The organism is Dietzia sp. E1 (assembly GCF_014145015.1).
Classification (GTDB): domain Bacteria; phylum Actinomycetota; class Actinomycetes; order Mycobacteriales; family Mycobacteriaceae; genus Dietzia; species Dietzia cinnamea_A.
In genome coordinates, this window is sequence record NZ_JAALDU010000002.1 from 1 (window position 1) to 24408 (window position 24408).

Sequence of the window (24408 nt, forward strand, 5' to 3'; positions counted from 1 at the left end):
GCGGTCCGGCTGCTTTCAAGCCGGACGAGCCCTCAACCCATCATGGCAGTCATCTCCATGAAGCAGCTGCTCGACGCAGGCGCCCACTTCGGCCACCAGACCCGCCGCTGGAACCCGAAGATGCGTCGGTTCATCTTCACCGACCGCAACGGCATCTACATCATCGATCTGCAGCAGACCCTGACGTACATCGACCAGGCGTACGAGTTCGTCAAGGAGACCGTCGCCCACGGCGGCACCGTCCTGTTCGTCGGCACCAAGAAGCAGGCCCAGGAGGCCATCGCCGAGGAGGCCGCCAAGGTCGGGATGCCGTACGTCAACCAGCGTTGGCTGGGTGGTATGCTCACCAACTTCCAGACCGTGCACCAGCGGCTCCTGCGGCTCAAGGAGCTCGAGTCGATGGAGCAGACGGGTGGATTCGAGGGTCGCACCAAGAAGGAGATCCTCATGCTCACGCGCGAGAAGAACAAGCTCGAGCGCACGCTCGGCGGTATGCGTGACATGAGCAAGGTCCCCTCCGTGGTGTGGGTCGTCGACACCAACAAGGAGCACATCGCCGTCGGCGAGGCGCGCAAGCTCAACATCCCGGTCGTCGCGCTGCTCGACACCAACTGTGACCCGGATGTCGTCGATTACCCGATCCCGGCGAACGACGACGCCATCCGTTCGGTCACCGTGCTGACCCGCGTCATCGCCTCCGCCGTCGCCGAGGGCCTGAAGGCCCGCTCGCAGGCCGGCAAGGCCACCGGCGAGGAGGCCGAGCCGCTCGCCGAGTGGGAGACCGAGCAGCTCGACCAGGTCACCGGTGGCGCCGCCACCGAGGGCACCGAGGGTCCCGCCGCGGACGTCACGGGCACCGAGTCGCCCGCCGCCGAGGCCCCCGCGGCCGAGGTCCCCGCCGAGGCCCCGGCCACCGAGGCCTGATCCGCACCTCCAGCTCGAGCGCCATCGGGCCCGGCCGCCCACGATCCCCCAGGGGATCTTCCGGGGGCCGGGCCCGAGGTGTCTTGAGGCGGTGGGCGGCCGTCCCCGGACGCCCCGGCGTCTAGGGTGGAGACGATCGCGCCCGCCGACCGACTCTTCAACACCTTTCCCGACACATCACGAACCCCTTTAAGGAGGGTCGCCCCACAATGGCGAACTACACCGCTGCCGACGTCAAGCGTCTGCGTGAGCTCACCGGCTCCGGGATGATGGACTGCAAGAAGGCCCTGGAGGAGACCGACGGCGACTTCGACAAGGCCGTCGAGGTCCTGCGCATCAAGGGTGCCAAGGACGTGGGTAAGCGCGCCGAGCGCACCACCGCCGAGGGCCTGGTCGCCATCAAGGACGGCGTCATGATCGAGCTCAACTCCGAGACCGACTTCGTCGCCAAGAGCGCCGAGTTCATCGCGCTCGCCGACAAGATCGTCGACGTGGCCGCCTCGCAGGGCATCTCGGACCTCGACGCCCTCAACGCCGCCGAGCTCGACGGTGCCACCGTCGCCGACGCCGTCGTGTCGTTCTCCGCCAAGTCCGGCGAGAAGCTGGTCCTGCGCCGCGTGGGCAAGCTCGACGGCCCGGTCGCCGTCTACCTGCACAAGCGCTCCTCCGACCTGCCGCCCGCCGTCGGCGTCATGGTCGCCTACTCGGGTGAGGGCGAGGCCGCCGAGTCCGCCGCCCGCGCCGCCGCGATGCAGATTGCCGCGCTCAAGGCCCAGTACGTCTCCCGCGACGAGGTCCCCGCCGACATCGTCGCCAAGGAGCGCGAGATCGCCGAGGCCACCGCCCGCGAGGAGGGCAAGCCGGAGCAGGCCCTCCCGAAGATCGTCGAGGGTCGCCTCAACGGCTTCTTCAAGGACGTCTGCCTCCTCGACCAGCCGTCGGTCACCGACAGCAAGAAGACCGTCGGTGCCCTGCTCGACGAGGCCGGCGCGAAGGTCTCGGCCTTCCTGCGCTTCGAGGTCGGCCAGGCCTGATCCGACCCGGACCCGTCACCAGGGGTCCCACACGACGGCGGCACCCGGGGGAATCCCGGGTGCCGCCGTCGGCGTCTGTCGGCGGTCTGCAGACCCGGGTGTCCCCGCGTCCGGCGGGCTGCGGTGTGACGGCAGGGGCGATAGGGCAGAATGAACGCGGTCCCACCATGGGCCGCACGCCACCCCGACGACACCCCGTCGGGGGCGTTGACGCGCGACACGGGCTCGATCCGCCCGGGACGAGGAGAACGATGACCGACCCGCGGGACGGCTACAGGCGAGTGATGCTCAAGCTGGGCGGCGAGATGTTCGGCGGCGGCGGCGTGGGTATCGACCCGGATGTGGTCCAGTCGGTCGCCCGTCAGATCGCCGAGGTGTCCCGCACGGGGGCGCAGATCGCGATCGTGATCGGGGGCGGGAACTTCTTCCGCGGCGCCCAGCTGCAGCAGCGTGGCCTCGACCGCGCCCGCAGCGATTACATGGGGATGCTGGGCACCGTGATGAACTGCCTCGCCCTCCAGGATTTCCTCGAGCAGGAGGGTGTCTCCACGCGCGTCCAGACCGCCATCCACATGGGGCAGGTCGCCGAGCCGTACATCCCGCTGCGCGCCGAGCGGCACCTGGAGAAGGGGCGCGTCGTGATCTTCGGAGCCGGCATGGGCATGCCCTACTTCTCGACCGACACCACCGCGGCGCAGCGCGCGCTGGAGATCAAGGCCGACGTGCTGCTGATGGCCAAGGCCGTCGACGGAGTGTACTCGGACGATCCGCGCACGAACCCCGATGCCGAGCTGTTCACCCGCATCGAGCACCGCGAGTGCCTCGAACGCGGGTTGAAGGTGGCCGACGCCACCGCGTTCAGCCTCTGCATGGACAACAACATGCCCATCCTGGTCTTCAACCTCCTCACCGAGGGCAACATCGCTCGCGCCGTGGCCGGTGAGCAGATAGGGACCCTGGTCAGCAGCTCTGACTGACGCGGCGCAGACCGAAGCAGCCCGGACCGACCCGCCCGCCACCGGACCACAGCCACCGACGAGAACGAAAAGAGACGCACATGATCGACGACACTCTGCTCGAGGCCGAGGAGAAGATGGAGAAGGCAATCGAGCACGTCCGTGACGAGCTCGCCTCCATCCGCACCGGCCGAGCCAACCCGGGCATGTTCAACCGTGTGCTCTGTGAGTACTACGGGACGCTCACCCCGATCACCCAGATGTCCAGCATCACCGTCCCCGAGCCGCGGATGCTGATCATCAAGCCGTATGAGATGTCGCAGATCGGCCCCATCGAGAACGCGATCCGCAACTCGGACCTCGGCGTCAACCCGACCAACGACGGGCAGGTCCTGCGCGTGACGGTGCCGCAGCTCACCGAGGAGCGGCGTCGTGACCTGGTCAAGCAGGCCAAGGCCAAGGCCGAGGACGGCCGGATCGCGGTCCGCGGCGTCCGTCGCAAGGCGATGGACGAGCTCAAGCGCATCCAGAAGGACGGCGAGGCCGGCGAGGACGAGGTCACCGCCGCCGAGAAGGAGCTCGACAAGCTCACCCAGCGCTACGTCGCCGATGTCGACGACCTGGTCAAGGTCAAGGAAGGCGAGTTGATGGAGGTCTGACCTCCCACCCCGATCCGCCCTTCACAGTCGAGGAGTACGCCGTGGACACCGCTCCCCCCGGACCGCCCGGGCCCACCGCCGCGGCCGCCGCACCTCCGTCGCGCGCCGGCCGGGACCTGACCCGAGCCATTCCCGTCGGGGTCGGCCTCGGCGCGCTCGTGATCGCGAGCATCGCCTTCACCCCCCGCGCCTGGTACATCGTCGCCGCGGGAGCAGTCGCGATCGGCACCTGGGAGGTGTTCAAGCGTCTGCGCCAGGCGCGGTTCCGGCTCCCGCTGATCCCGCTCCTGCTGGGCGGCCAGGCGACGGTGTGGGCGGGTTTCCTCAGCGGGGCGGAGGGCGCCTTCGCCGCGTTCGCCGTGACCACCGTCGTGGTGCTGGTGTGGCGACTGCTCATGGGCGGGTTGACCACCGCGCCGAAGAACTACATGCGGGACGCCTCGGTCGCGGTGTTCGTCCTGGTGTGGATCGCCGTCCCGGGCTCGCTGGGCGCCATGCTGTCCGACGGAGAGTTCGGGGCGCAGCGGGTCGTGGCGCTCATCCTGCTGGTCGTGTGCTCGGACGTCGGTGGCTACGTCGCAGGGGTGCTGTTCGGCAGACACCCGATGGTCCCGGCGATCAGCCCGAAGAAGTCCTGGGAGGGTTTCGCGGGGTCGCTGCTGTTCGCCACGGTCGGCGGCGCCACCGTCGTGGCGACGATGTTCGACGACAGCGTCTGGAAGGGGATCCTGCTCGGCGTCCTCACCGTGTTCACCGCGACGCTGGGCGACCTCGTCGAATCGCAGGTCAAGCGGGACCTCGGCATTAAGGACATGGGGACGATGCTGCCGGGCCACGGCGGTTTCATGGACCGCCTCGACTCCGTGCTGCCCAGCGCCGTCGTCGTCTGGGTCGTCTTCACCTACGTCGTGCCCACCTGAGCGGCCGGGCCCGTATGGGCCGGCCGCGGGACCGCCCGGGCCGACGGCGTGGGGAGCCGCCGGCCCGACGTGGTCAGTGCGCGCGGGCCGAGAGCTTGCGGGCCTTGCGCGCGCGCATCCGCAGCTGGAGGATCCGGAATCCGGCGAACAGTGCCATGATGAGCGCCCCGGCGATCGCCGCCAGGAGGATCAGCACCCCCAGTGGGAGACTGAACTCCCACCCGAGGTAGCGGACGTCGGTCGAGGTCGTGTTCTGCGCGATGAAGATCAGCAGCAGGACCGTCACCAGTGCGCCCAGGACGAGACCGACCCATGCCGATCCCAGGAGGCCGCCGGCGGTGTCGGGGTAGACGTCATCCCCGCTTGCCCGGCCCGGTCGTGGACTGTCGGTCGCCCCGTCCAGGGGGGCCGGCGCCGAGTCGCCGACATCGGTTCGCGCGGCGGGCAGCCCACCCGGCGCGTCGTCTGCGCCCGGATGATCAGGGTCGACGGGATCGTGTGATCGTGTGGCCATAGCAGAACTGTATGTGCTCATCTCCCCGGGCGGCACCGTTGGCGGTGTGTCCTGCGCGTTCGTTTCTGACAGAATGGCCGAATCATGGCTGATCCTCTTCCCCTCGTCTTTGACGCCCCCCGCCGCGGGCTGCCCCCGCGCCACTTCGCCGACCTCGACTCCGACGGCCGCGCGGTGGCGATGGGTGACCTCGGAGTTCCCTCGTTCCGCGGGAAGCAGCTGGCGAACCAGTACTTCGGGCGGCTCGAGGCGGACCCGCGCGAGATGACCGACCTCCCGGCCGATCTGCGTGACCGGGTGGGGCAGGAACTCTTCCCGCCGCTCACCATGTCGCTGCGTCACGTCTCCGCGGACGAGGGCACCACCCGCAAGACCCTGTGGAAGCTGCACGACGGCTCGCTGGTGGAGAGCGTGCTCATGCGCTACCCGGATCGGGCGACGGTCTGCATCTCGAGCCAGGCCGGCTGTGGCATGGCGTGCCCGTTCTGCGCGACGGGTCAGGGCGGCCTCCAGCGGAACCTGTCGACGGCGGAGATCCTCGAGCAGGTCCGCGTGGCGGCGCGGGCACTGCGGGACGGCGAGATCCCGGGGGGACCGGGGCGCCTGTCGAACGTGGTGTTCATGGGGATGGGTGAGCCGCTGGCCAACTACAAGCGCGTCCTCGCCGCGGTCCGCGGGATCATCTCGCCCCCGCCGTCCGGTTTCGGGCTCTCGCAGCGGTCGGTGACCGTGTCGACGGTCGGGGTCGTCCCCGCCATCCACAAGCTCGCCGAGGAAGGACTCCAGGTCACCCTCGCCGTGTCGCTGCACACCCCCGACGACGAGCTCCGCGACACCCTGGTGCCGGTGAACAACCGGTGGCCGGTGACCGAGGTGATGGACGCCGCCCGCCACTACGCCGACGCCACGGGCCGGCGCGTGTCCATCGAGTACGCGCTGATCCGCGATGTGAACGACCAGGTCTGGCGTGGGGAGATGCTCGGTCGGCTGCTCGCGCAGCGGCTCGGACCCATGGCGCACGTCAATCTCATCCCGCTCAACCCGACCCCGGGGAGCGAATGGGACGCCAGCCCCCGCCACCAGCAGGACGCCTTCGTCGCGGCCGTGCGCGCTGCCGGCGTCTCCTGCACCGTCCGCGACACCCGCGGGTCGGACATCGACGCCGCGTGCGGCCAGCTGGCGGCCGAGGGCTGATCGCCCCACCGACGAGAAGGGCCGCCACCGCTCCGGGGAGCGATGGCGGCCCTTCGTCATGGTCCGCCCGTCGTCAGTGCTTGGCGGGAGCGACGCCCTCCGGGTTCCGGGCTGCCTCGCCGGTCGCGACAGCGCTGGCCGCGGCGTAGTGGTGAGCGGAGACCTCGTGGATCCGGCTCTTCTTGAGGGTGTCGTCCTTCTTGGGACGCAGCGAGATGACCATCCAGATGGCCAGGAACGCGGCGATGCTCACCAGCCAGATGTTCTCGACCCGGCCGATGTGGTTCCCGAAGAGCATCGCCAGGAGGAACAGGACGAAGAACCCGCCCACGGCGACGCCGACCATCCTGCTGTGCTTGTGCCAGCCCCAGGCGACCGAGGGCTCGTCCACGGAACTGATCCCGTTGACGACGATCTCCCTGCTGGTGTGGTGTCCGTCAGCGCTCATGCTCCCCGGTTCTCCTCACGGCTCGCTGGCAGCCCTGCGGGCCGCCGACATCGTGCCCAGTTTGTCACACCGCGTTCTCAGGTCGACGCCGAACCCGCCGCGGGAGGCCCCCGAGGGGGTCGTCCGATGCGGCACACACGGCCGTCGGCGTGGACAATGGCGGGGTGACCACGCGCGTTCTCGTCCTCGGCAGTACCGGCTCGATCGGGACCCAGGCACTCGAGGTGACCTCGCAGGCCGGCGCCGACCGCTTCGAGGTGGTCGGTTTGGCCGCCGGTGGTGGCCGCGTCGATCTCCTCGCGGAGCAGATCCGCACGACCGGTGCGCGCGTCGTCGCGGTGTCGGACCCGACCGCGGCAGGGCGAATCGGCTCGGCGTTCCCGGACGTGACGGTCCTGTCCGGCCCGTCCGCGGCGACGCGACTGGTGGACGCGGTCGAGTCGGACGTGGTGCTCAACGGCATCGACGGGTCGAGGGGACTGGGGCCGACCCTCGCCGCCCTGCGCTCGGGCGCCCGGCTCGCTCTGGCCAACAAGGAGTCGCTCGTCGCCGGGGGCGCGCTCGTCACGGGGGCGGCCGCGCCGGGGCAGTTGATCCCGGTGGACTCGGAGCATTCCGCGATGGCGCAGTGCCTGCGTGCGGGCGCGAGCGACGAGGTGGCCTCGCTGGTCCTCACCGCGTCCGGTGGCCCGTTCCGCGGTCGGACGCGCGCGGAGCTGGCCGACGTCACGGCCGAGGAGGCCCTGCGCCACCCCACGTGGGCGATGGGCCGGATGATCACGCTCAACTCGGCGACGCTGGTCAACAAGTCTCTCGAGCTCATCGAGGCGCACCTGCTGTTCGGGGTGCCCTACGACCGGATCGACGTCACGGTCCACCCGCAGTCGGTGGTGCACTCGGCCGTGACCTTCGTCGACGGCGCGACGGTGGCCAAGGCGTCGCCGCCGTCGATGAAGCTCCCGATCGCGCTGGCCCTGGGCTGGCCCGACCGCATCCCGGGTGCGTCGACGCCGCTGGATTTCACCCGCGCGCACACGTGGACGTTCGAGCCGGTCGACACCGGGACCTTCCCCGCGGTCGAGGTGGCCCGCGCGGCCGGCGAGGCGGGTGGCCTGCGCACGGCGGTGTTCAACGCGGCCAACGAGGAGGCCGCGCCGGCGTTCCTCGACGGTCGGATCCGGTTCACGGACATCGTGGACGTGGTGGCGGAGACCGTCGGCGCCGCGGACGAGTGGTCGTCTGATCCGCGGGATCCCGACGACGTCGCGGCGGCGGAGTCCTGGGCGCGGCGGCACGCCGCGGCCATCGTCACGGGCCTGGAGGGCTGAGTCGTGCTGATCGTCGGGATCGTCCTGTTCGCGCTGGGGATCATGGTATCGATCGTGCTCCACGAATACGGGCACATGAGGGTGGCCCTGTGGTCGGGGATGAAGGTGCGCCGGTTCTTCGTGGGCTTCGGCCCGACCCTGTGGTCGGTGCGGCGGGGCGGGATCGAGTACGGGCTCAAGGCGATCCCGCTGGGAGGCTTCTGCGACATCGCGGGGATGACCGCGTACGACCGGCTGCCTCCTGAGGACGAGCCGAAGGCCATGTGGCGTCAGGCGTGGTGGAAGCGCGTCGCGGTGCTGCTGGCGGGGCCGTTCATGAACATCGTGCTGGCGATCGCCCTCTTCTACACGGTCGCCCTGGGGTGGGGGCTGGCCAACCGGGACGTCCAACCGATCCCGACCGACCGGGTCGCCGCGGTGGTCGGTGACACGTGCGCGAGTGCGGACGACTGTGGCATCGGCGTGGGCCCCGCCGGTGAGGCGGGGATCCTCCCGGGCGACCGGATCACCGCCGTCGACGGGGTCCCCGTGGTGAGCTGGGCCGACCTGTCGGAGGTGGTGTCGGCGCGCCCCGGCGAGACCGTGCCGGTGGCGTTGGAGCGGGACGGGGAGGAGGTGACGACGACGACGAGGTTGACGTCGTCGACCGTCGACGGTCAGGAGCGTGGAGCGCTCGGTGTCCGGCTCTCGGAGGACGGGATCCCGCAGGAGATCCTCGACGACCCCGCGTATCAGACCGTCAACACCTATGACGCGCTCTCCGCGGTGCCCGCGACCTTCGTCTTCACCGGCGAGATGGTGGAGGCGACCGTCGAGGGGCTGATCTCGTTCCCGGCGAAGATCCCGGCCGTCGCGGCGTCGATCTTCGGTGCGGAGCGGGCCGAGGACTCGCCGGTGTCAGTGGTCGGGGCCAGCTACATCGGCGGACAGGCGGTCGAGCAGGGGCTGTGGAGTCTGTTCCTGCTCTTCCTGGCCGGGCTCAATCTCTTCCTCGGCGCGTTCAATCTCGTGCCGTTGACGCCGTTCGACGGCGGCCACATCGCGGTGGTGTTCTACGAGAAGATCCGCGACGCGGTGCGGAGGCTGCGCGGGCTGGCCCCCGGCGGCCCGGCCGACTACGAGAAGCTGGCGCCGCTGACGATGGCGGTGTTCGTCCTGCTGATCGGCGTGTCCGCGATCGTCATCACCGCCGACTTCGTCAACCCGATCCTGCTGCCTGGCTGAGCCGACCCACACCCACCTCGCCCCCGTCGCCGGTTACCCGGATAATGGCGGTCGGGACTCGTGGGCACCCGGCCCGCAGCCCCTACGGAAGGCCTGTTGTGAACGACTCATCCTCGATCCCGGTCGGACTGGGTATGCCCGACGCACCGCCGCCGGTGCTGGCGCCGCGGCGCAGAACCCGGCAGCTGTACGTCGGCCCGGTCGGCGTGGGCAGTGATCACCCGGTCTCGGTCCAGTCCATGACCAACACCAAGACGCACGACATCAACTCGACGCTGCAGCAGATCGCCGAGCTCACGGCGTCCGGCTGCGACATCGTCCGCGTGGCCTGCCCGCGTCAGGAGGACGCCGATGCGCTGTCGACGATCGCCCGCAAGTCGCCGATCCCGGTGATCGCCGACATCCACTTCCAGCCCAAGTACATTTTCGCGGCGATCGACGCCGGGTGTGCGGCGGTGCGCGTCAACCCGGGCAACATCAAGGAGTTCGACGGGCGCGTCAAGGAGGTCGCCAAGGCGGCCGGTGACGCGGGCATCCCCATCCGTATCGGCGTCAACGCGGGCTCGCTGGACCCGCGGCTGCTGGCCAAGTACGGCAAGGCCACGCCCGAGGCGCTCGTGGAGTCCGCCGTGTGGGAGGCCTCGCTGTTCGAGGAGCACGGGTTCGGTGACATCAAGATCTCGGTCAAGCACAACGATCCGGTGATCATGGTCGAGGCGTACCGACAGCTCGCCGCCCAGACCGACTACCCGCTGCACCTCGGCGTGACGGAGGCGGGCCCGGCGTTCCAGGGCACCATCAAGTCCGCCGTCGCGTTCGGCGCCCTGCTGGCCGAGGGCATCGGCGACACGATCCGTGTCTCCCTCTCGGCCCCGCCGGCCGAGGAGATCAAGGTCGGCGCGCAGATCCTGCAGTCGCTCAACCTGCGACCGCGGAAGCTGGAGATCGTCTCGTGCCCCTCCTGCGGTCGCGCGCAGGTCGACGTGTACAAGCTCGCCGAGGAGGTCACCGCCGGCCTGGAGGGGATGAGCGTTCCGCTGCGCGTGGCCGTGATGGGTTGCGTGGTCAACGGACCGGGCGAGGCGCGTGACGCCGATCTGGGTGTCGCCTCGGGTAACGGCAAGGGGCAGATCTTCGTCAAGGGCGAGGTCATCAAGACGGTGCCGGAGGCGGCGATCGTGGAGACCCTCATCGAGGAGGCCATGCGGATCGCCGACGAGATGGGCGAGACGGTGGGGGAGGCCGCCGAGGGCCAGGGCCCCCAGGTCAAGGTCACGCGATAGGCCGTGACCGACACGGCTGCGCCGGACACCGGGATCGGTGGGTGCCGGGAGGTCGGCCCGGGCGAGTCCCGGGCCGTGTCCGATGTGCTGGCGTCCGATCCGCTGGTCGCGGCGCCCGCCGCGGAGAAGTTCGCGACGTCGGGCGTGGTGGCCGGTGCGGACGGGCGGTTCCTCACCCTCGGCGGTCCCGCGCGGTCGCTGGTCTTCGTCGGCAGCTCCGTGCTGCCGCTGCGCGGTGACGACGCCGATCACCGCGCGCTCGGCCGCGCGGTCGCCGGCCTCGGGCTCGGTCCCATGTCCGTCCACGGTCGGCGGGAGCAGGTGGCCTCCCTGTGGCCGGCCCTCCGTGACGCCTGGGGGGAGGCCAGGGAGTACCGGGACCAGCAGTACCTCATGACGCTGGAGCGCCCGGTGGATCCCGCCATGATTCCCGACGGGATCCGTCCGGCCACCCTGGAGGAGTTCGAGCCGGTTCTGGCGGCCGCCGCGGCCATGTATCGCGAGGAGCTGCGCGCCGACCCGTTCGCCGTGGGAGCGGGGATCCCGTTCCGTCGTCGCGTCGCCCGCTCGTTGGCGCGGGGACGGACCTGGATCGGGCTCGAGCGGGGCGAGGTGGTCTTCAAGGCCGACGTCGCCGCTCTCGCCCCGCGGGTCGCGCAGATCCAGGGCATTTGGGTCCACCGGGACAAGCGGGGCGCCGGTCTCGGATCGGGGGGGACGGCCGCGGTGTGCGCGGCGCTCCGGTCCCGCGGGCTCACGCCGTCGCTCGTGGTGAACGGGGCCAATGTCGCCGCCCGCGCCGCCTACCGCCGCGTCGGCATGACCGACGCCGTCGACTACGCGACGGTCCTGCTGTGATCGGCACGGCCGCCGCCGCGCGGGCCCGACCCCGAGCGGGGTACCGCGGCCACCGCGGCTTCGGCCCGGGTCGGGCGCTGTGGGACAGTGGACCGGAAGTCGGATCGTGAGCTCGGATTTCTCGAATCGCACGGAGGGTAGGACGGCGATGGACAGGACAGCGACGGTGATCACCGGACACGGCACCTCGCAGGGGAGGGCCGCGTGAGCGTTCCCGCCCCAGCCACTGGGCCCGTCACCACTGGGCCCGTCACCACCGCGGCCGTCACGACTGCGCCCGTCACCGGGGCGCCGGTCGGCGGTGCCGTGGCCGATCCGGGTTTCCGGTCGCAGCGTGGAGCCGACCGGGTCATGCGACGCCTCCTCGGTATCCACGAGATCGACAGGAAGGCCGGCTCGGGCGCGCACCGGGCGTTCCGGATCTCCGTTCTCGTGTCCGCCGTGCGCTGCCTCATCACGTACCTCGCGATCCCGATCCTCGTGCCGCTGCTCAGCCTGTCCGGGTGGGTGGCGGCCCCGGTCGGCATCGCGCTGTGCGTCATCGCCGTGGTCAACGGAGTGGTGAGTGTGCGGCGTTTCTGGGCGTCCGACCACGCCCGGCGCTGGACCTACACCGCCTTCATGGGCGTCGTGTTCGTCATCCTCGGCGTGGCCATGGTCTCCGAGTTGAGCCGGTTGGGGGTGATGTGATGGATCCGCGACAGAACCCCGACGCCGGGGCCGGGCAGGACGACCGGGTGGAGCCCGACGAGACCGGCCGGTCCCCGGGCGGCGACGTGCTCACCATGTGCCTCTTCGGGGCCATGGTGATCATCGCCTCGATCTGTTTCGTCATCTGGTGACCCGCCGCCCCCGCCCGTGAGCACCGGCGGGGCCGGTCGGCTCGACGCGGCCTATCCTGGTGGTATGACCACCTCCACCCGCCAGCCCCTCGTCCCCGGTGACCCCACCCCGATACGGACGGTGCCCGACTCGATCCCACGTCCGGAGTACGTGTGGCGCGACCGCGTCGACGAGGCCAACGGCGAGGCGTGGGTGCAGCCGCCCGAGGTGATCGACGCGATGCGCGTGGCCAGCAGGATCGCGGCGGACGCGCTCGTCGCCGCCGGCGAGGCCGTCGCGCCGGGCGTGACCACGGACGAGATCGACCGGATCGTCCACGAGTACCTGTGTGACCACGGGGCCTATCCGTCGACGCTGGGGTACAAGGCGTTCCCCAAGTCGTGCTGCGTCTCGCTCAACGAGGTCATCTGCCACGGCATCCCGGACACCACGGTGATCCGGGACGGAGACATCGTGAACGTGGACGTGACGGCCTATATCCAGGGCGTGCACGGCGACACGAACGCGACGTTCCTCGCCGGCGAGGTCAGCGACGAGGTGCGACTGCTGGTCGAGCGGACCGAGGAGGCGATGAACCGCGGGATCAAGGCCATCCGCCCCGGACGCGAGGTCAACGTCATCGGTCGCGTCATCGAGTCCTACGCCCGGAGGTTCGACTACACGGTGGTCCGTGAGTTCACGGGTCACGGCGTCGGGCCGACCTTCCACAACGGTCTGGTCGTCCTGCACTACGACGACCCGTCGCGGACCGAGGTGCTCGAGCCGGGCATGACGCTGACCGTCGAGCCGATGATCTCCCTCGGCGGCCCGGGATTCGAGGTCTGGGACGACGACTGGACCGTGACGACCGCGGACAAGGCGTGGACCGCTCAGTTCGAGCACACGGTCGTCGTGACCGAGGACGGCTACGAGATCCTCACCCTGCCCTCCGGCTCCTGACCCGCCCGGACCGGACGCGGCCCGGCCCGTATGTTGCCGGGCGCGCGCCCGGCCCGTGGCGACCGGGATATGGACGGTCGTCCCGATGCGGCCTCGAGCGTGGACACGACAGTGCATACTGTCCAGCATGATCGACTCGCCCCGTGGACCCGTGGACCAGATCGACCTGTTGGTGGTGGGCGCCGGTTTCGGCGGTATCGCCATGGCCGACCGTCTCCTGCGCGAGGGGCGGGGCCGCGACTTCCTCGTCCTCGAGGCCGCCGACGAGGTCGGCGGGACCTGGCGCGACAACACGTACCCGGGCTGCGCCTGCGATGTGCCGACGGCGTTGTACTCGCTGTCCCGTCACGCCCACCCCGGGTGGTCGCACTCGTTCGGACGCCAGCCCGAGATCCACTCCTACCTGGTGTCGGTCGCCGACCGTATAGGCCTACGTGAGCGGCTCGTCACGTCGTGTGAGGTGACCGCGGCGAAGTGGGACGCGACCGAGGGGACGTGGGTCGTCGACACCAGTCGCGGGCAGGTGCGGGCGCGTCACCTCGTGGCGGCGACGGGCGCTCTCTCCGCACCGTCGGTTCCCCGTCTCCCGGGACTCGACTCGTTCGAGGGGGAGGTGTTCCACTCCGCCCGGTGGCGACACGACATCCCACTTGAGGGCAAGAGGGTCGCGGTGGTGGGCACCGGGGCCTCCGCCGTGCAGTTCGTCCCCGAGATCGCGGGGACGGCCGAGCACGTGACGGTGTTCCAGCGGACACCCGGGTGGATTCTGCCCCGGCTCGACCGTCCGATCTCCGAACGCCGCAAGACGCTGTACCGGCGACTGCCGCTCCTGCAGAAACTCGTCCGCGGGCGCATCTATCTGGGGCGCGAGCTGTACGTCGTCGTGTTCACCCGCGCGCAGTTCCTGCTGCGCTTCTTCGAGTGGTTCGCGCGGTTCTACCTCTTCCTCAAGGTCCGCGATCGCCGCATGCGCAGAGCGCTCACCCCGGACTTCTCGATCGGCTGTAAACGTGTCCTGCTCACCAGCCACTGGCTCCCCGCACTGACGCGCCCGGACGTGACCCTCGTCCCCGGAGCGGCGTCCGCGGTCACGCCGCGAGGATTGGTCGCCGACGACGGGACCGAGCACGCGGCGGACGTGATCATCTTCGGCACCGGGTTCCAGCCGACCGAGCCACCGATCTCGAAGGTGATCACCGGAGCGGACGGCCGCACGCTCGCCGAGCACTGGGACGGTAGCCCGCGCGCCCACAACGGCGTCACCGTCGCCGGCTTCCCCAACCTGTTCCTGCTCTACGGACCCAACACCAATCTGGGGCACTCGTCGATCGTGTACATGCTGGAGTCGCAGGCCGAACACGTCCTCCGCCTGCTCGAGCTGGCGGAAGGATCGGGGAGCGGGACGATCCAGGTGCGGGCCGAGGTGGAGCGGGCCTACGCCGATCGCATGGACCGCGAGCTGGCCCACACGGTGTGGAATCAGGGCGGGTGCTCGAGCTGGTACATCGACTCGCGCGGCCGGAACTCGCTGCAGTGGCCGACGTTCACGTTCCGGTACCGCGAGCAGGTCCGCGCCGTGGACCCGGAGGACTTCGTCCTCACCTGACCGCGTCGGCCGCGGACTAGAAACCGCGGTCGGGGAAGTCCAGCCCGAGGAGCGCGTTCTCGACCACCTCGGCCATCGCCGGGTGGATCCAGTACTGACGCCGCGCGAGATCGGGCACGGTGATCTCGAACTCCATCGCCTGGATGAGGATCTGGATCAGCGACGGCGCGTGGGCACCCATGATGTGGGCGCCGAGCAGGAGGCCGGTCGCCCGGTCGGCGATGAGCTTGCAGCAGCCGACCGAGTCCTCCATCGCCCATCCGTAGGCCACGTCGCCGTAGTCCTGGGTCTTGACGGTCACGTCGTACCCCGCGGCCCGCGCCTCCGACTCGGTGAGGCCGACCGACGCGATCTGCGGCCACGTGAACACCGCGTACGGGACGTTGCTGTGGTGGAACGGGTGCAGATCGTCGGGGTGACGCAGGTTGTGCCCGAGCACGCGCTGTTCGTGGTTGGCGACGTGCTTGAGCTGGAACGGCGAGCTCACGTCGCCCAGCGCCCACACCCCGTCGGCGGTCGTGCGGCCGTACTCGTCCACCCGGACCCGGGCGCCGTCCATCTCCACCCCGGCGGAGTCGAGCCCGAGCAGATCGCCGTTCGGCGTGCGCCCGGTCGCGACGAGGAGCGCGTCGCCCGAGCAGCTCGAGCCGTCCTCGAAGCTGATCTCCACGCCCCGACGGTCCTCACCGGTCGCGGTCATGCTGGTGATCTCCTGACCGAGTCGCACGTCCCAGCGACGCCCGGCCGCGGCGGTGAACCGCTCCGCGAGTTCGCGGTCGAGATGCTTGAGCAGCACGTCGGAGCGGCCGATTACGGTGACCTCCACACCCAGGGAGGAGAAGATGTGCGCGAACTCGCAGGCGATGAAGCCGGATCCCTGGATGACGATCGACTTCGGCAGCTCCGGGATCCGCATGACGTCGTCGCTGGTGTGGTAGGCCACGCCGGCCTCGGTGACGATGTCGGGGATCGACGGACGGCCGCCGGCGGCGATGACGACCGAGTCGGCGGTGATGATCTCCCCGGTACCGGTGTCGATCGTGCGCGGGCCGACGAACCGCGCGTGACCGTCGTACACCGTGACGTTGTCGCAGCGGTTTCGCCGGTAGTCCTCGCCGCTGTTGGCGATGGGGTCGATCCGGCGTTCGAAGACCCGCGAGACGATGTCCGGCCACCGGACGCCGTCGAGCGTCGAGTCGACCCCGTAGGTCGACGAATGGGTGACCGAGGTGGCCGTGTCCGCCGCGTAGACGAACATCTTGGTGGGGATGCACCCGACGTTGAGGCAGGTGCCGCCGAACGTCCCCTTCTCGCAGATCGCGACGGACTTGTCGGCGAACGACTCGTCGACGAGCGAGTTGCCGCTGCCCGTGCCGATGACGACGAGATCGAAGTGGCGCGAGGGGGTCTGTGTCATTGCGGTCAGGACTCCTTGGGGTGTGCGGACAGGGTCTGGTCGAGCCAACGCCCGAGGTGATCGAAGACCACCTCGAGCACGTCGGAGCGGGAGAGGAAGACATCGTGGCGTGCGCCGTCGACGGGAACGTCCGTGACGTCCGCGGAGACGCGGTCGGCGAACCGTTGCATCGACCGGACGTCGAGGATGAGATCCGTGTCGACGTCGATCTCACCGTCGCGGGACCGCGTCCCCACCGACGACGCGGACGAACGCAGCAGCAGCACCGGCAACGGCAGACCGACGCCGGCCTGCAGGCGGCGCTGGGCGCGGCGTACCGCGGCGAGCCACCCGGCGCGGACACCCACCCCTCCGGGGGGTTTGAGGGTGGTGTCGAAGTGGAAGTCACCGTCGTGGTCGACGTGGGTGCTCACCACGTACCGGTCCGACGTGGGCAACGGCAGCCGGTAGAACGGGCGGACCGAGCCCAACGTCCGGATCACCGGATCGAGCACCGCGCGGGCGCGCTCCGGCACGTCGAGCTGGAACCAGGGGGAGTTCAGCACCACTCCCACGACGGGCTCCAGCGCGGACCTGTCGCGGCGCCGCGCCAGCCACAGGGGGACCACCAGGCCACCCGTGGAGTGCGCGAACACGAACACCGGCACGCCCGGGTGCTCGGCGACGATCACCTCGAGCGCCTGATCCAGCTCGTCGTCGTACCTCTCCAGGTCCGTCGTGAAATGCGGCGTCACACCCTCCCGCCTCGACCGGCCGCACTTGCGCAGGTCGATGCCGTACGTCGCCATCCCCCTCGCGGCGAGGAACTCGGCCAGGTGCGTGTGGAAGAAGTAATCGGACAGCCCGTGGACCACGAGTACCGCGGCGTCCGGCCGGGCCGGCGCCTCCTCGTGCCGCACCAGGGTCGCCGAGATGGGCCCCTCGCCGTCCGGATCGGTCCCCAGCGGGAGCTCGCGCCGGCGATAGGAAGGGCCCAGCAGATCGGGGATCCATCGCGGGTCGTCTCCGAGGGCGGCTGGATCGGGGGAGCGCGGCGACACGACGACCACCCTAGTCCGGTGTGCCGCGGCGGCGTCCCCGTGAGTAGGCTTGTAGCCCTGTGGGCGCGGGCCCCGAGGGACCGCCCCGCGTCGACGTGAGATTCGGGTCCACGACCAATGAGCGAGGGTAGCCGGTGACTTCAGACCAGGTGGCAAAGCACGGAACGACGGATGTGGCGCTCATCGGCGCGGGCACCATGAGCGCGACCCTGGGGGCGTTGCTGCGTCGGCTCCAGCCGGACTGGGACATCCAGATCTTCGAGCGGCTCGAGGGCCCGGCCATGGAGTCCTCCGACGCGTGGAACAACGCCGGCACCGGCCACTCCGCCCTGTGCGAGCTCAACTACTCGCCCAAGACCGCCGACGGCGACGTGGACATCACGAAGGCCGTTAACGTCAACGAGAAGTTCCAGGTCTCCCGCCAGTTCTGGTCCTACGCGGTGGAGAACACCATCCTCGGCGACCCGACGGAGTGGATCCGTCCCGTCCCGCACATGAGCTTCGTCGCCGGCAGGGACGGCCAGGACTACCTGCAGAAGCGCTACGACAAGCTCGCCGGGCACCCGCTGTTCCCGGGGATGAACCACACCACCGACTTCTCCGAGCTGGAGCGGCTCGTCCCCCTCATGGCGAAGGGCCGCTCGCCCGAGCAGCCGTTCGCGCTGAGCCACTTCTCCAACGGCACCGACGTCAACTTCGGTGCCCTCACCCGCCAGCTCGTCAAGTACCTCACCCGCACGGGCACCGAGGTGCACTACCAGAATCAGGTCAAGGACCTCGAGCGCAACACCGACGGGACGTGGCGCCTCACGGTGGCCAACCGCCACACGGGTGACGAGCGCACCGTCGACGCCAAGTTCGTGTTCGTCGGGGCGGGCGGCGGTGCCCTGCACCTGCTGCAGAAGTCCGGCATCCCCGAGATCAAGGGCATCGGCGGATTCCCCGTCGGCGGCCAGTGGCTGCGCTGCACCAACCCCGAGCTCGTCGAGCAGCACCAGGCCAAGGTCTACAGCCAGGCCTCCGTCGGCGCGCCCCCGATGTCCGTTCCGCACCTGGACACCCGCGTCATCGACGGCAAGAAGGGCCTGCTGTTCGGCCCCTTCGCCGGCTGGACCCCCAAGTTCCTCAAGATGGGCAGCTTCCTCGACCTGCCGTCGAGCATCCGGCTCGGCAACCTCCTGCCCATGGCCAACATCGGCCTCACCGAGATGAGTCTGGTCAAGTACCTCATCACCGAGCTGGCCAAGAACCACGGCGCACGCGTCGAGTCCCTGCGTGACTTCGTCCCGTCCGCGCAGGAGGGCGACTGGGAGAAGGTCGTCGCCGGCCAGCGGGTGCAGGTGATCAAGCCCAACGGTCGCGGCGGCACCCTCGAGTTCGGCACCGCCGTGGTCAACGCCGCGGACGGGTCCATCGCCGGCCTGCTCGGCGCGTCGCCCGGCGCCTCCACCGCGGTCGACGCCATGGTCGACGTTCTCCAGCGCTGCTTCCCGAGCCGGTTCGCCGAGTGGAAGCCCGCGCTCGAGGAGATGATCCCGTCGCTGGGTCGCAAGCTCGCCGAGGAGCCGGCGCTGTTCACCGAACAGTTCGAGCGGTCCACCCGGACGCTCAAGCTCGACCAGAAGGTCTGATCGACCGGCGCCGTCGCGCCGCCGTCCCGACGCCCTCATCCCCCGGCCACCTCCTCGAACGCGGCCGGGGGATGAGTCGTCTCACACGGCCCGGGTCGGCGACCGGGACGCCGCCGACGGCGGATAGGATCGGGGCATGATCCGGCCCGTGAACCCGTACCCCGTCGGCCTGGACCTCGAGGGCCGTCGCGTCGTGGTGATCGGCGGTGGATCCGTGGCGCAACGCCGCGTCCCCGTGCTGCTCGAGGCCGGCGCGGTCGTCCACCTCATCAGCCCGGAGGTCACGCCCACTCTCCAGGGGCTCATCGACGCGGGCCGTGTCTGGTGGGAACCCCGCGAGTACCGGACGGGGGATCTCGAGGGCGCGTGGTACGCGGTGGCCGCGACCAGGAACTCCCTGGTGAACGCCCGCGTCGCGGCAGAGGCGGAGCAGCACCGTACCTTCTGCGTCCGCTCCGACGCCGTCACGTCCGGCACGGCCGTGACCCCCGCTGTCGTCCGGCGGGGCCAGATGCTCGTGTCGGTCCTCACCGGTGACCGCGACCGGACCGCCGAGGCGCGCGACATCGTCGCGAAGGCCCTCGACGAGGCCGGTGCCGAGGCCCCGGAGGTCGACGAATCCCTGCGCGGGACCGTCGCCCTCGTCGGAGGGGGGCCGGGGGCGGACGACCTCATGACGGTCCGTGGGCGCCGATTGCTCGCCCGCGCCGACGTGGTGGTCGCCGACCGGCTGGCCCCGCAGCGTCCGCTCGCCGAACTACGCGCGGACGTCGAGATCGTCGATGCAGCGAAGATCCCGTACGGCCGCGCGATGGCCCAGGAGGCGATCAACGAGGTACTCGTGGACCGGGCGCGGGCCGGGAAGTTCGTGGTGCGGCTCAAGGGCGGCGACCCCTTCCTCTACGGACGTGGCTTCGAGGAGGCCCAGGCCTGCGCGGAGGCCGGGATCCCGTGCACGGTCGTTCCGGGCGTGTCCAGCGCGCTCGCCGTACCCGCCCTCGCGGGCATCCCCGTCACGAACCGCGGGATGACCCACGAGCTGACCGTCGTCTCCGGACACCTCCCGCCCGGGCACCCGGGTTCGCTCATCGACTGGGAGGCGCTCGCGCGGATGCGTGGCACGCTCGTTGTGCTGATGGGCGTCAAGAACTCGCCGGCGATCGCCGGTTCGCTCATGGCCGGCGGCCGGTCGCCCGAGACCCCGGCCGCGGTGGTCGTCGACGGCAGCCTCGAGGGCCAGTCGACATACCGTTGCTCCCTCGGCACCCTGGCCGCGACCCTTGAGGAGCACGAGGTGCGGCCGCCGGCCATCGTCGTGATCGGCGACGTCGCCGGCCTCCCACAGGTGCTCGCCGCCGACTGACGCACCCGGTCGCGCCCGCGGCGCCGCGGTTCCGCGCCGACCTCCGGCATGATGGCGTCGTGGGCACACCCAAGAAGATCGGCTTCCTGTCCTTCGGACACTGGATGGACCATCCGGACTCCGCGGTCCGGTCCGCCTCCGACGCGTTGCTCCAGAGCGTCGAGCTCGCGGAGGCGGCGGAGGAGCTCGGCGCGGACGGCGCGTACTTCCGGGTTCACCACTTCGCCCGCCAGCTCGGGACCCCCGCCCCGTTGCTCGCGGCCGTCGGCGCCCGGACCCGTCGGATCGAGGTCGGTACCGGCGTGGTGGACATGCGCTACGCCAACCCTCTCGGATTCGCCGAGGACATCGCCGCTGCCGATCTCCTCGCCGGCGGGCGCGTCCAGCTCGGGGTCTCCCGTGGATCGCCTGAGCAGGTGATCGACGGCTGGCGCTATTTCGGTTTCCGGCCCGGGGAGGGGGAGACGGACGCGGACATGGCCCGCCGCCACACGGAGGTCTTCCTCCGGGCGGTCGAGGGCGCGGCGTTCGCCGAACCCAATCCGCGTCCGATGTTCCCCAATCCGCCGGGTCTCCTGCGCATCGAGCCCCACTCCGAGGGCCTGCGGAAACGCATCTGGTGGGGCGCCGCCTCCGACGCTACCGCCCGGTGGGCCGCCTCGACGGGGATGCACCTCATGTCCTCCACCCTGAAGGCGGACGAGTCCGGAGAGCCGCTGCACGTCCAGCAGCGCCGGCAGATCGAGGCGTTCCGGGAGGAGTGGGCGCGCCACGACCACGGTTTCGCGCCGAGGGTCTCGGTGTCCCGGTCGATCGTCGCCATCACCTCCGACGCCGACCGGCGTTACTTCCTGGGCGGCGGGCAACGCGGAGATCAGTTCGGGGACATCGAACCGGGCCTGCGTGCGGTCTTCGGCCGCTCGTACGCGGCCGAGCCCGAGGAGCTGATCAAACAGCTCCGGGCCGACGAGGCGATCAGGGCGGCCGACACCCTGCTCGTGACCGTCCCGACCCAGCTCGGCGTCGACTACAACGCCCACCTGCTCGAGTCGATCCTCACCCATGTCGCGCCGGAGCTGGGCTGGCGCTGACCCCCGCCGGGTGACGGTGACCCGCCTGAGGAGTTCTACCCGGGGGCGGTGCCCGGCGCGGGGGCGTCGACTCAGGGGGCGGTGACCATCGTGACGACCGAGTCGGACTCGTGCTCGACCGTGTGGCCGGCACGACGTGCCACCCGGAGCAGCGAGGCGACGTCGTCCATCTCCGCCCGCGACGTCGCGAGGGTCCGCGCGAGCAGCCCCTTGTGGAACTTGGAGAAATGGGAGACCACCTTGCGGGTGCCGTCCGGATACTCCGTGACCACGTCGACCGTCACCGCGCCCGGGACCGGACCGAGCTGGTGGTAACCGCCCGAACGGAGGTCCACGACGAGGTCGTCGGCCCACGCCGCGGTGGCGGCGGTGAGCGACGGCTTCCACACCGAGCGAAGCGTCCCCAGCCCGGGCAGTTTCGTCGCCGCGGAGAGCCGGTAGTGGGGGATCGGGTCGGAGGCGCCGACGAGGCCGAAGAGCGCGGAGCCGATCCACAGGCGTGCCTCGGCCCGTGATCGCGCCGCGCCGCTCAGCGACGGCTGGTCGAGCGCGTCGTAGAGGACGCCCGTGTACCGGCTCAACGCCGGGGCGGTGGGGGACGACCACAACTGCGCGTTCAGCTCGACCTCGCCCGAGAGTCGCTCGCTCAACCCCAGAGCGGCGCGCGCGGCCTCCGGGTCACCGGTGCACAGGGAGACCAGCGACTCGACGACCATCTTCCGTGTGTCGCCGAGAGACGGTAGCGAGAGCGCCGTGAGATCGAGCGGGGCACCGGAGCCGCCGATGGACTTCGTCTCGGAAGGCGAGAGGAGGATACGCACCCGGCAGAGGCTACCGTCGGGCCGGTCCGGCACCCCCGGCGGCTACTCTGGATCACCGTGATCACGCGCCTGTCCCACCTGTTCCTCCGCACCCTCCGCGACGACCCGTCGGACGCGGAGGTCCTCAGCCACAAGCTGCTCGTCCGCGCCGGCTACATCCGCCGCGTCGCGCCCGGTGTGTACTCCTGGCTCCCGCTGGGGCTGCGCACGCTCAGGCGGGTCGAGCAGGTGGTCCGCGAGGAGATGGACGCCTTCGGCGCCCAGGAGATCAGCCTGCCCGCGCTCCTGCCCCGCGAGCCGTACGAGACCACCGGCCGGTGGACCGAATACGGTCCGGCCCTGTTCCGCCTCAAGGACCGCAAGGGCAACGACATGATGCTCGGGCCCACCCACGAGGAGCTCTTCACGCTCACGGTGCAGGGCGAGTACTCGTCGTACAAGGACCTGCCGGTCACCCTGTACCAGATCCAGACCAAATACCGCGACGAGGAGCGGCCCCGCGCCGGAATCCTGCGCGGCCGCGAGTTCGTCATGAAGGACTCCTACTCCTTCGATGTCGACGACGCCGGGCTCGAGCGCTCGTACCGGGCGCATCGTGACGCGTACCAGCGGATCTTCGACCGACTGGGCATCGAGTACGTCATCTGTGCGGCCACGTCCGGCGCGATGGGCGGATCGGCGTCGGAGGAGTTCCTCGCGGTGTCGGCCGCCGGAGAGGACACGTTCGTGCGATCGACGGACGGAGCGTACGCGGCCAACGTCGAGGCCGTCGTCACCCCCGCGCCCCCCGCACGTCCGCTGGAGGGCCTGCCCGAGGCGACCGTCCACGACACGCCCGACACCCCGACCATCGACTCGCTGGTCGCGTGGGCGAACTCCGCCGGTCTCGGCCGAGAGATCGGCGCCGCCGACACGCTGAAGAACGTGATGCTCAAGGTGCGCCGCCCCGGCGAGGAGTGGGAGCTCCTGGCGGTGGGCCTGCCCGGCGACCGTGAGGTGGACATGAAGCGGGTCGAGGCCGCCCTCGAGCCCGCCGAGGTCGCGATCCTGGAGGAAGCCGACTTCGCCGCCAACCCCTTCCTCGTCAAGGGGTACATCGGCCCCCGGGCGCTCCGGGACAACGAGGTCCGGTACCTGGTCGATCCCCGGGTGGTCGAGGGCACCGCATGGATCACCGGCGCCGACGAGCCGGGCCGCCACGTCGTGGACCTGGTGTGCGGGCGCGATTTCACGCCCGACGGGACGATCGAGGTCGCCGAGGTCCGCGAGGGCGATCCGGCACCGGACGGTCACGGCACCCTGACGCTCGCCCGGGGTATCGAGATCGGCCACATCTTCCAGCTCGGCCGCAAGTACACCGATGCCTTCGGGTTCGACGTGCTGGGGGAGAACGGAAAGCCCGCACGCGTCACGATGGGCTCGTACGGGATCGGCGTCTCGCGCCTGGTCGCCGTCCTCGCCGAGCAGTTCGCCGACGACAAGGGCCTCGTCTGGCCCGCGGAGGCCGCGCCGGCCGACGTGCACGTGGTGATCGCCAACAAGGACCAGGCCGCGATCGACGGGGCGGCGACCCTCGTGGAGGCGTTCGACCGGGCGCGACTCGAGGTCCTCTTCGACGATCGCAAGGCCTCACCGGGCGTGAAGTTCAAGGACGCCGAACTCATCGGCGTGCCCTGGGTCGTCGTGGTGGGTCGCGGCTGGTCCGAGGGGACGGTCGAGCTCCGCCACCGCGCCACCGGCGACGTCACCCAGGTGGCGGTCGACGGCGCCGCGGAGGAGATCATCCGGCTCATCGGCGCCGGGCGCTAGGGCCGTCAGGCGGAGGGCGGGAACCCGGGCAACGCCTCGAAGGGGGCGCCCGGGACCAACGTCCGCCACCGCGCGAGCTGCACCGCCGCCGCGCTGAGGGCGTCCACGCAGAACCGGCGGGTCTCCGGCGAGTCCGAACGGCCGAGCTCCACCCGCCACGCCTCACAGCAGTCCGACTCCAGTCGGATGGCCAGGAGGACCGGGGAGGACGGGGTCTCCGGTCCCACGAGGTACCCCACCGGCGCCGGCGGGGATCCCGGCCACAGTCGTTCCGCCTCGTCGCGGCGGGCACGGTGCGCGGCCAGTTCGCGCCGGACGGCTGCGCGGATACTCGCGTCGGCGCGGGCGAGGACGAGTCCGTACCCGTAGACCGCGGCATCCTCCGCCGCCAGTCCCACGGCCCGGCTCATGCGAGCACCACCTCGGCGGCGGCCGTGCACGCCGCGGAGACGGCACCGGCGATCTCGGCGCGGGCCCCGTCGATCTCCGCCGCGACGTCCGCGGCC

24 protein-coding genes are annotated in these 24408 nt (G+C 70.7%); 18 read left to right on the plus strand and 6 right to left on the minus strand.

What is annotated here, in order from left to right; translation table 11 throughout:
* Positions 1–42 precede the first annotated feature (42 nt).
* The 5 genes from rpsB to G6030_RS00040 all read left to right on the plus strand — a co-directional run bounded on the left by rpsB (position 43) and on the right by G6030_RS00040 (position 4493).
* Complete coding sequence (rpsB, locus tag G6030_RS00020; RefSeq protein ID WP_007626807.1) at positions 43–924, plus strand: 30S ribosomal protein S2; 882 nt, start codon at positions 43–45, stop codon at positions 922–924.
* A 209-nt stretch (positions 925–1133) separates the two neighbouring features.
* The gene (gene tsf / locus G6030_RS00025; RefSeq protein WP_007626806.1) at positions 1134–1958 is read left to right on the plus strand and encodes a translation elongation factor Ts; all 825 of its coding nucleotides are present in this window, start codon (positions 1134–1136) and stop codon (positions 1956–1958) included.
* Positions 1959–2209: 251 nt separating this feature from the next.
* On the plus strand, positions 2210–2935 hold the full coding sequence (gene pyrH / locus G6030_RS00030) for a UMP kinase (RefSeq protein WP_007626805.1): 726 nt from the start codon (positions 2210–2212) through the stop codon (positions 2933–2935).
* 80 nt (positions 2936–3015) lie between these two features.
* The gene (gene frr / locus G6030_RS00035) at positions 3016–3573 is read left to right on the plus strand and encodes a ribosome recycling factor (RefSeq protein ID WP_182641791.1); all 558 of its coding nucleotides are present in this window, start codon (positions 3016–3018) and stop codon (positions 3571–3573) included.
* A gap of 41 nt (positions 3574–3614) precedes the next feature.
* Positions 3615–4493 (plus strand): phosphatidate cytidylyltransferase, encoded by an 879-nt coding sequence (locus G6030_RS00040; RefSeq protein ID WP_182641792.1) that lies wholly within the window; start codon positions 3615–3617, stop codon positions 4491–4493.
* A gap of 73 nt (positions 4494–4566) precedes the next feature.
* On the opposite strand, the gene G6030_RS00045 is transcribed toward G6030_RS00040, so the two are convergent.
* Positions 4567–5007, minus strand: coding sequence for a lipopolysaccharide assembly protein LapA domain-containing protein (locus G6030_RS00045; protein WP_007626795.1), 441 nt, complete (start codon positions 5005–5007; stop codon positions 4567–4569).
* Positions 5008–5091: 84 nt separating this feature from the next.
* On the opposite strand from G6030_RS00045, the gene rlmN reads away from it, so the two are divergent.
* Entirely contained in the window at positions 5092–6201 is a 1110-nt protein-coding gene (rlmN, locus tag G6030_RS00050) for a 23S rRNA (adenine(2503)-C(2))-methyltransferase RlmN (RefSeq protein ID WP_182641793.1), read from the plus strand.
* 73 nt (positions 6202–6274) lie between these two features.
* Here the strand turns inward: rlmN and G6030_RS00055 are convergent, their stop codons facing one another.
* The gene (locus tag G6030_RS00055) at positions 6275–6649 is read right to left on the minus strand and encodes a DUF2631 domain-containing protein (RefSeq protein WP_007626791.1); all 375 of its coding nucleotides are present in this window, start codon (positions 6647–6649) and stop codon (positions 6275–6277) included.
* 164 nt (positions 6650–6813) lie between these two features.
* On the opposite strand from G6030_RS00055, the gene dxr reads away from it, so the two are divergent.
* The 8 genes from dxr to G6030_RS00095 all read left to right on the plus strand — a co-directional run bounded on the left by dxr (position 6814) and on the right by G6030_RS00095 (position 14730).
* The gene (dxr, locus tag G6030_RS00060) at positions 6814–7977 is read left to right on the plus strand and encodes a 1-deoxy-D-xylulose-5-phosphate reductoisomerase (protein ID WP_347238532.1); all 1164 of its coding nucleotides are present in this window, start codon (positions 6814–6816) and stop codon (positions 7975–7977) included.
* 3 nt (positions 7978–7980) lie between these two features.
* Complete coding sequence (locus G6030_RS00065) at positions 7981–9201, plus strand: M50 family metallopeptidase (RefSeq protein ID WP_256386841.1); 1221 nt, start codon at positions 7981–7983, stop codon at positions 9199–9201.
* A gap of 134 nt (positions 9202–9335) precedes the next feature.
* Entirely contained in the window at positions 9336–10484 is a 1149-nt protein-coding gene (gene ispG, locus G6030_RS00070; RefSeq protein ID WP_182641802.1) for a flavodoxin-dependent (E)-4-hydroxy-3-methylbut-2-enyl-diphosphate synthase, read from the plus strand.
* 3 nt (positions 10485–10487) lie between these two features.
* On the plus strand, positions 10488–11342 hold the full coding sequence (locus tag G6030_RS00075; protein ID WP_007626783.1) for a GNAT family N-acetyltransferase: 855 nt from the start codon (positions 10488–10490) through the stop codon (positions 11340–11342).
* 204 nt (positions 11343–11546) lie between these two features.
* On the plus strand, positions 11547–12032 hold the full coding sequence (locus G6030_RS00080; protein WP_241724066.1) for a hypothetical protein: 486 nt from the start codon (positions 11547–11549) through the stop codon (positions 12030–12032).
* Positions 12032–12184 (plus strand): hypothetical protein, encoded by a 153-nt coding sequence (locus tag G6030_RS00085; RefSeq protein WP_182641795.1) that lies wholly within the window; start codon positions 12032–12034, stop codon positions 12182–12184. The genes G6030_RS00080 and G6030_RS00085 overlap by 1 nt, the downstream gene beginning before the upstream one ends.
* 64 nt (positions 12185–12248) lie before the next feature.
* Positions 12249–13124 carry a type I methionyl aminopeptidase gene (map, locus tag G6030_RS00090; RefSeq protein ID WP_182641796.1) on the plus strand — a complete coding sequence of 292 codons (876 nt, stop codon included), beginning with the start codon at positions 12249–12251 and terminating at the stop codon, positions 13122–13124.
* A 127-nt stretch (positions 13125–13251) separates the two neighbouring features.
* On the plus strand, positions 13252–14730 hold the full coding sequence (locus G6030_RS00095; protein ID WP_182641797.1) for an NAD(P)/FAD-dependent oxidoreductase: 1479 nt from the start codon (positions 13252–13254) through the stop codon (positions 14728–14730).
* A gap of 16 nt (positions 14731–14746) precedes the next feature.
* Here the strand turns inward: G6030_RS00095 and mtr are convergent, their stop codons facing one another.
* Complete coding sequence (gene mtr, locus G6030_RS00100) at positions 14747–16147, minus strand: mycothione reductase (RefSeq protein WP_182641798.1); 1401 nt, start codon at positions 16145–16147, stop codon at positions 14747–14749.
* A gap of 5 nt (positions 16148–16152) precedes the next feature.
* Positions 16153–17187 (minus strand): alpha/beta hydrolase, encoded by a 1035-nt coding sequence (locus G6030_RS00105; protein ID WP_347238533.1) that lies wholly within the window; start codon positions 17185–17187, stop codon positions 16153–16155.
* A 134-nt stretch (positions 17188–17321) separates the two neighbouring features.
* Between G6030_RS00105 and mqo the strand changes: the two genes are divergently transcribed.
* The 3 genes from mqo (at position 17322) to G6030_RS00120 (ending at position 21272) form a co-directional block, all read left to right on the plus strand.
* Entirely contained in the window at positions 17322–18818 is a 1497-nt protein-coding gene (mqo, locus tag G6030_RS00110) for a malate dehydrogenase (quinone) (RefSeq protein WP_347238534.1), read from the plus strand.
* A gap of 136 nt (positions 18819–18954) precedes the next feature.
* Positions 18955–20181, plus strand: a complete 1227-nt coding sequence (gene cobA, locus G6030_RS00115; protein ID WP_182641800.1) for a uroporphyrinogen-III C-methyltransferase — start codon at positions 18955–18957, stop codon at positions 20179–20181.
* A gap of 104 nt (positions 20182–20285) precedes the next feature.
* On the plus strand, positions 20286–21272 hold the full coding sequence (locus G6030_RS00120; RefSeq protein WP_182641804.1) for an LLM class flavin-dependent oxidoreductase: 987 nt from the start codon (positions 20286–20288) through the stop codon (positions 21270–21272).
* Between the two features lie 71 nt (positions 21273–21343).
* Here G6030_RS00120 and G6030_RS00125 read toward each other — a convergent pair whose 3' ends face one another.
* Positions 21344–22093, minus strand: coding sequence for a peroxide stress protein YaaA (locus G6030_RS00125; RefSeq protein ID WP_043566037.1), 750 nt, complete (start codon positions 22091–22093; stop codon positions 21344–21346).
* Between the two features lie 57 nt (positions 22094–22150).
* Between G6030_RS00125 and G6030_RS00130 the strand changes: the two genes are divergently transcribed.
* Positions 22151–23902 (plus strand): proline--tRNA ligase, encoded by a 1752-nt coding sequence (locus G6030_RS00130; protein WP_063973494.1) that lies wholly within the window; start codon positions 22151–22153, stop codon positions 23900–23902.
* Between the two features lie 5 nt (positions 23903–23907).
* Here G6030_RS00130 and G6030_RS00135 read toward each other — a convergent pair whose 3' ends face one another.
* Entirely contained in the window at positions 23908–24312 is a 405-nt protein-coding gene (locus tag G6030_RS00135; RefSeq protein WP_182641801.1) for a ferritin-like domain-containing protein, read from the minus strand.
* Positions 24313–24408: the final 96 nt, after the last annotated feature.

Excerpts from the sequence above, each read along its gene's own strand:
- pyrH (WP_007626805.1), top strand. The coding sequence starts at position 2,210 with ATGACCGACCCGCGGGACGGCTACAGGCGAGTGATGCTCAAGCTGGGC.
- rpsB (WP_007626807.1), top strand. The coding sequence starts at position 43 with ATGGCAGTCATCTCCATGAAGCAGCTGCTCGACGCAGGCGCCCACTTC.
- rlmN (WP_182641793.1), top strand. The coding sequence starts at position 5,092 with ATGGCTGATCCTCTTCCCCTCGTCTTTGACGCCCCCCGCCGCGGGCTG.
- ispG (WP_182641802.1), top strand. The coding sequence starts at position 9,336 with ATGCCCGACGCACCGCCGCCGGTGCTGGCGCCGCGGCGCAGAACCCGG.
- tsf (WP_007626806.1), top strand. The coding sequence starts at position 1,134 with ATGGCGAACTACACCGCTGCCGACGTCAAGCGTCTGCGTGAGCTCACC.
- G6030_RS00055 (WP_007626791.1), bottom strand. The coding sequence starts at position 6,649 with ATGAGCGCTGACGGACACCACACCAGCAGGGAGATCGTCGTCAACGGG.
- G6030_RS00120 (WP_182641804.1), top strand. The coding sequence starts at position 20,286 with ATGGACCATCCGGACTCCGCGGTCCGGTCCGCCTCCGACGCGTTGCTC.
- G6030_RS00135 (WP_182641801.1), bottom strand. The coding sequence starts at position 24,312 with ATGAGCCGGGCCGTGGGACTGGCGGCGGAGGATGCCGCGGTCTACGGG.
- mtr (WP_182641798.1), bottom strand. The coding sequence starts at position 16,147 with ATGACACAGACCCCCTCGCGCCACTTCGATCTCGTCGTCATCGGCACG.
- cobA (WP_182641800.1), top strand. The coding sequence starts at position 18,955 with ATGATCCGGCCCGTGAACCCGTACCCCGTCGGCCTGGACCTCGAGGGC.
- G6030_RS00045 (WP_007626795.1), bottom strand. The coding sequence starts at position 5,007 with ATGGCCACACGATCACACGATCCCGTCGACCCTGATCATCCGGGCGCA.
- G6030_RS00095 (WP_182641797.1), top strand. The coding sequence starts at position 13,252 with ATGATCGACTCGCCCCGTGGACCCGTGGACCAGATCGACCTGTTGGTG.
- map (WP_182641796.1), top strand. The coding sequence starts at position 12,249 with ATGACCACCTCCACCCGCCAGCCCCTCGTCCCCGGTGACCCCACCCCG.
- frr (WP_182641791.1), top strand. The coding sequence starts at position 3,016 with ATGATCGACGACACTCTGCTCGAGGCCGAGGAGAAGATGGAGAAGGCA.
- G6030_RS00085 (WP_182641795.1), top strand. The coding sequence starts at position 12,032 with ATGGATCCGCGACAGAACCCCGACGCCGGGGCCGGGCAGGACGACCGG.